This window comes from Calidifontibacillus erzurumensis (genome assembly GCF_013303125.1).
Classification (GTDB): Bacteria; Bacillota; Bacilli; order Bacillales; family Bacillaceae_J; genus Calidifontibacillus; species Calidifontibacillus erzurumensis.
This window is the reverse complement of sequence record NZ_JABTTE010000049.1, coordinates 1-1675: the sequence shown is the minus strand read 5'-3', so window position 1 is coordinate 1675 and position 1675 is coordinate 1. Positions and strand designations below refer to the sequence as shown.

1 pseudogene is annotated in these 1675 nt (G+C 35.3%); it reads left to right on the top strand.

The window, feature by feature from the left end:
- Positions 1-70: 70 nt before the first annotated feature.
- A pseudogene (locus HR057_RS16705) lies at positions 71-1630 on the top strand (IS3 family transposase).
- Positions 1631-1675 lie beyond the last annotated feature (45 nt).

Here is a 1675-nt window from a genome sequence, read left to right as displayed (position 1 = left end):
TGATATGCTCCCCTTAAGGTAGACAGATTAAAAAATAAAAATCTGTGTTACCTTAAGGGGAGTTTTTTATATGGCAAAAGAATATTATTCCGTCCATTTTAAACTTGATGTTTTATCCGAATTGGAAAATTGGAAAGGTACCATAAGAGAGTTTTGTTCAAAATATCAGATAGCAAAAACTATGTTAATGAGATGGAAAAAACAATTTAAAAAATATGGTGTTCATCGGCTAAAAACTTCAACATCAAATAAATCCTATTCTAAAGAATTAAAAGAAGCAGCTGTTTTGGATTATATCTCCGGTAAATTTTCTCTAAATGAAATTATTGATAAGTACAATATTTCAAGTATGTCTGTACTCCAACGATGGATTAACAAGTATAATAGTCATAGGGAATTAAAGGGTACGCCTAAGAGGAGGACTAACTCTATGACTAAAGGAAGAAAAACGACTTGGGATGAAACGGATTCAAATTGTCCTTGAATGTTTGAATAACGGAAAAAATTATCAAAGAACAGCAGAAATCTTTGAGGTCTCTTATCAACAAGTGTACCAGTGGGTTAAAAAGTATGAAGTTGGAGGAGAAGAGGCCCTTAAAGACAAACGAGGAAGAAAAAAAGAAGAAGCAGAGTTGTCGCCAGTAGAGAAAATGAAACTGGAGATGAAAAGGTTAGAAAGAGAAAATGAACGTTTACGTGCGGAGAATTTATTTTTAAAAAAGTTAGAGGAAATCGAGAGGAGGCGAAAATAAGCCAGATCCGTTTTGAAGATAAATATGCCGCTATACAAGAACTTCATGAGAAAGAGAATATAGCTGTCATTCTACTTTGTGAAATCGCTGGAATATCTAGAGCTGCCTATTATAAATGGCTAAATCGAAAGCCTCCTTTCCGGGAATGTCAAAATGAAGCCATCATCAAAGAGATGGAAATCCTCCACGAAAAAGTTGCAGGCATCTACGGATACCGTCGAATGACATTGAATATGAATCGTAAGTTCGGTCAGAATTTCAACCATAAGCGAATCTATAGATTGATGAAAGTGGCAAGAATACAATCTGTCATTCGAAGAAAGAAAACCCGTTATAAGCATTCTACTCCTCAACACGTGGCGGAAAATGTATTGAATCGTGAATTCACAGCGGACAAGCCAAATGAAAAATGGGTAACGGATGTCACAGAGTTCAAATATGGTTCCTCCAAGAAAGCCTATTTAAGTGCTATTCTGGATTTATATGATGGATCCATTATTAGTTATGTCTTAGGACATTCTAATAATAATGAACTTGTATTTAAAACACTAGACCAAGCAACAGAGCTTTTGGATGGGGACCATCCACTGATTCATAGTGATCGTGGGTTCCAGTACACCTCTCAAGGGTTTAAACGCAGGATAGATCAAGCTAAAATGACCCAAAGTATGTCGCGAGTCGGTAGATGTATAGATAATGGACCAATGGAATCGTTTTGGGGAGCACTTAAATGCGAAATGTATTATTTACATAAATATGAAACATTTGAAGAACTTTCAAAAGCTATAAAAGATTATATAAATTTTTATAACAATGAAAGGTATCAAAAACGACTAAACGGCCTTAGCCCGATGGAATATAGAGCTAAAGCCGTTTAGATCATTTTTATTTTTTCCACTGTCTACTTGACGGGGGGCTGTTCA